Here is a 3799-nt window from a genome sequence, read left to right as displayed (position 1 = left end):
ACATCAGTGTCTTATTCAAAAACGGCAAGGTGACACTCAAATGAATAACTTGCCCTTTGAAAAACAATTTGCTCATTCACTGTTTTGCTGGCAACTCCAAAATATTGAAATCGATCGTGCCAAGCAATTACTAGTCGATCTACACCTAATCTACCTTGCACAGCAGGCGACAATCGCCGCTCTGACTACGCAAGATACTTTCAACGATCTGAACTAGATGAAAACTGCCAACTATATCGACACTAAAAAACATGCTAAACAAAATTGAATTAACAAAATCTGTTCCACAAGAGCGATGGGGTGAGTTCTTCGACCAATTTTCGGATGGTAATCGAGGACGACGTATCTCAATTGAAATTATCACTCCCGAACTCGGTGATGAAGAACTAATTCAGAATGCGCCCTTGATGGCGATGGTTTACGATCGACCTGGAAAAGGTAACGATTTGGTAATTGAAACAGGTAAAAATGAGGTAACTTACGCACACACCGTCGATTCACCAACGGAAGTTTTAACCGGACAGAGTGAAAGTGGCCGGATGTTGGCAGTTCGGATTAGTGATGCGACAGGGACACAAACATTAGTCAAGCTCCAACCAGTCGAACCATAGTAATAAATTTCTGACAAAACAATCATTAATTGAAAATGTGATTCCGCATCGGGGCAACTATGCCGACGAGCATTACTAAAAAACAAGTATTTTAGGGAATTAATTACTATGGGTACTGAATCTAAAGCATATCTATTGGGTGGTGGCATCGGTTCTTTAGCAGCCGCAGCCTTCATGATTCGCGACGGCGCATTCTCTGGCGAAAGTATTTTTATCCTCGAAGCAAAGCCTGTCATGGGCGGAAGTTTGGATGGAGCGGGAAACCCTATCGACGGTTATTCCCTGCGTGGGGGGCGGATGTTGACGACTGATAATTATGAATGCACTTGGGATTTGTTTAAGTCAATTCCTTCATTAAGCACCCCTGGAAAAACGGTATTTGATGAAACAATAGAATTCAACGAGCTGCATAAGTCGCATTCAATGGCGCGATTGGTAGATAGTCGGCGGGCGAAAGTCCCTGTCAGCTCGATGGGCTTTTCGATGCCAAATCGCAAGGAATTGCTAGAACTCAGTGTGGCTGGTGAAGCTGAGTTGGGTAATAGTTGCATTACCGATTGGCTGTCCCCAGAATTTTTTGAGACGGAATTTTGGTACATGTGGGCGACTACTTTCGCTTTTCAGCCGTGGCATAGTGCCGTGGAATTCAAGCGGTATTTGCATCGCTTTATGATGGAATTCTCGCGGATTGAAACCCTCGCTGGGGTGAAACGCACTATCTACAATCAGTACGATTCATTTGTGCGTCCCTTGCAGAGTTGGCTGGCGGAGCAAAATGTTAATTTCATGGTGGATTGTCAGGTGACGGATCTGGAGCGACACATTGCCACGAATAAGTTGGTGGTGACAGGTATTCATTATCAGCATAGTGGTAAAAGTAAAACTATTACAGTTGAAAATGGCGATCTAGTCTTTCTTCAGAATGGCTCGATGACTGATGCTTCGAGTTTGGGTTCGATGACGAGTGCGCCCAAGCAGCTAACTAAACCAGATTCTATCAGTTGGAGTCTGTGGGAAAAGCTGGCGGCGGAAAACTCAGGTTTTGGAAATCCAGCGGCTTTTAATAGCAGTATTGCTGAGTCTTGTTGGGAGTCTTTTACAGTCACGCTCAAAAATCCGGCATTCTTTGACAAGATGTTCGAGTTTAGCGGTAATGAGGCGGGAACTGGCGGACTAGTAACATTTAAAGATTCCAACTGGTTGATGTCGATCGTGCTTGCTCATCAACCCCACTTTATCGATCAGCCTGCCGACGTGCAAGTGTTCTGGGGATATGCGCTGTTTCCAGATCGAGTGGGTAATTTCGTCCCCAAACCGATGGCTGAATGCAATGGTGCTGAAATCCTCCAAGAACTTTGCGGTCATTTGCGCTTCGATCTGGATACTGTCGCATCGGCTAACTGTATTCCTTGCCGGATGCCATATATCACCAGTATGTTTATGCCGCGTTTGCATACCGATCGACCGATACCAATTCCACATAACTCCAGAAATCTAGCATTGATCGGTCAGTTTGTCGAGATTCCTGAGGATGTCGTTTTTACTGTCGAGTATTCAGTGCGGGTGGCACAGATGGCGGTTTATCAATTCCTCAATATCGATAAAAAGATTCCACCGATTTCACCTAATGACAAGTCATTAAAAGTGGAATTTGAGGCATTGATTAAAGCATTTAAGTGATGCGAAAGATCCCCGACTTCTCTCGAAGAAGTCGGAGATCTGCGGGAGAAACGACCAGAACCAGGGGACACACATGAATCTTAAATATATTTGCACTAGATTGAATGTCGAAAACTATACAGATTGTAAGCTTTTCTACCAGAATGTTTTAGGTTTTAAGGTTTCGCTGAATGATGATGCTGAGGAATATGCAGAACTTGATGCAGGTACAACTAAAATTACGCTGCTCAATCGATCGCGGTTGAAAGACTACATCGACTCGCTCGAAACCGCAACCTACGATCGTCGCGATGCCAAGATGATTTTAACCTTTGCAGTGCCCGATTTAGATGACGCGATTCTCCAGTTGAAAGCCAAAGGCGTTCCCATCTTCAGCAGTCCTTGGCAATTCCCAGAGGAGGAAGGGCTAACAGGTGGGTTTCTCACTGCCTGTGTTCGCGATCCAGACGGCAATATCATCGAACTCGAACAAATCCTCAGCTAATTCACTCGCTTCAACTTACACATCAATTATTCACTAACGATCGCAGCAACTAAAATGGAAAATTCAAATCGCACAATTCTCGTGACTGGCGCAACTGGACATCAAGGTGGCGCAGTGGCTCATCATCTGTTAAAACGCGGGAACTTCCAGGTTCGGGCCTTAGTGCGGGACAAAAACAAACCCGCCGCTCAATCACTCAAACGATTGGGTGCAGAACTCTTCGTCGGCGATCTCGACCAGCAGGCTTCACTCGAACACGCTTTGCAAAATGTTTATGGCGTTTTTTCGATGCAGGGACTCAATGATGGCATCGAAGCCGAAATCCGTAAGGGCAAGGCTCTCGTAAACGTTGCCAAAGCGATGGGAATTGGGCATTTTGTCTACAGTTCGGTGGGTAGTGCCGAACGCCAAACTGGTGTGCCGCATTTCGATAGCAAGTTTCAAATCGAAGAATATGTCCGCGCTAGTGGCTTACCATACACGATTTTGCGTCCGGTGTTCTTCTTGTTCAACTATACCGCGATGCCATCGATCATTGAAACCGGAACGCTGTCCCTACCACTAAGTCCCGATACCAAATTGCAACAATTATCCGAAGAAGATTATGGCGAAATGGTCGCCGATGTATTCGCTCGGTTCACAGATTTTGCCAATCGCGAGATCGAAGTCGCCAGCGGGGAGATGACGATGCCAGAAATTGCAGCTACATTTACGCGCGTTTTAGGCAAAAATGTCGCCTACCAACAGATTCCATTTGAGGCATTCGAGCAGCAAGCTGGTGCGGAAATGACGACGATGTATCGCTGGTTTGAGAATGTCGGTTACGGCGCAGATTTGGCACAGTTGAAACGCGATTTTCCCGCTCCGACTGACTTTGAATCCTATTTACGCGAACATGACTGGGTAAAACAAGCCGCTTGAGTCGATTACCTGCTGACTGATACCAAATCCGGTTTGTAAAACCCACTAACCTTGCCCTCACCCCCAACCCCTCTGTCTTGTCGCACACAAACGGGAGGGAACC

General features: G+C 45.9%; 5 protein-coding genes. All 5 read left to right on the top strand.

Annotated features, from left to right (window positions below):
• On the top strand, positions 1-217 hold a 217-nt coding region (locus RMO52_RS14140; RefSeq protein ID WP_310415305.1), incomplete at its 5' end, for a hypothetical protein.
• 34 nt (positions 218-251) lie between these two features.
• Positions 252-611 (top strand): DUF5335 family protein, encoded by a 360-nt coding sequence (locus tag RMO52_RS14135; protein ID WP_310415302.1) that lies wholly within the window; start codon positions 252-254, stop codon positions 609-611.
• Between the two features lie 108 nt (positions 612-719).
• Positions 720-2291, top strand: a complete 1572-nt coding sequence (locus RMO52_RS14130) for an oleate hydratase (protein WP_310415299.1) — start codon at positions 720-722, stop codon at positions 2289-2291.
• 73 nt (positions 2292-2364) lie between these two features.
• Positions 2365-2775 (top strand): VOC family protein, encoded by a 411-nt coding sequence (locus RMO52_RS14125; RefSeq protein WP_309742691.1) that lies wholly within the window; start codon positions 2365-2367, stop codon positions 2773-2775.
• Between the two features lie 54 nt (positions 2776-2829).
• Positions 2830-3696 carry an NmrA/HSCARG family protein gene (locus RMO52_RS14120; protein ID WP_310415296.1) on the top strand — a complete coding sequence of 289 codons (867 nt, stop codon included), beginning with the start codon at positions 2830-2832 and terminating at the stop codon, positions 3694-3696.
• Positions 3697-3799: the final 103 nt, after the last annotated feature.

Origin of the sequence: Chamaesiphon sp. OTE_8_metabat_110 (assembly GCF_031382685.1) — a bacterium.
Taxonomy (GTDB): domain Bacteria; phylum Cyanobacteriota; class Cyanobacteriia; order Cyanobacteriales; family Chamaesiphonaceae; genus Chamaesiphon.
Note: the sequence above shows the minus strand (reverse complement) of the source record. Positions and strands in the feature narration are given on the sequence as shown.

Bases quoted from the DNA above. Each gene is read 5' to 3' on its own strand.
- RMO52_RS14135 (WP_310415302.1), top strand. From the start codon at position 252: ATGCTAAACAAAATTGAATTAACAAAATCTGTTCCACAAGAGCGATGG.
- RMO52_RS14130 (WP_310415299.1), top strand. From the start codon at position 720: ATGGGTACTGAATCTAAAGCATATCTATTGGGTGGTGGCATCGGTTCT.
- RMO52_RS14125 (WP_309742691.1), top strand. From the start codon at position 2,365: ATGAATCTTAAATATATTTGCACTAGATTGAATGTCGAAAACTATACA.
- RMO52_RS14120 (WP_310415296.1), top strand. From the start codon at position 2,830: ATGGAAAATTCAAATCGCACAATTCTCGTGACTGGCGCAACTGGACAT.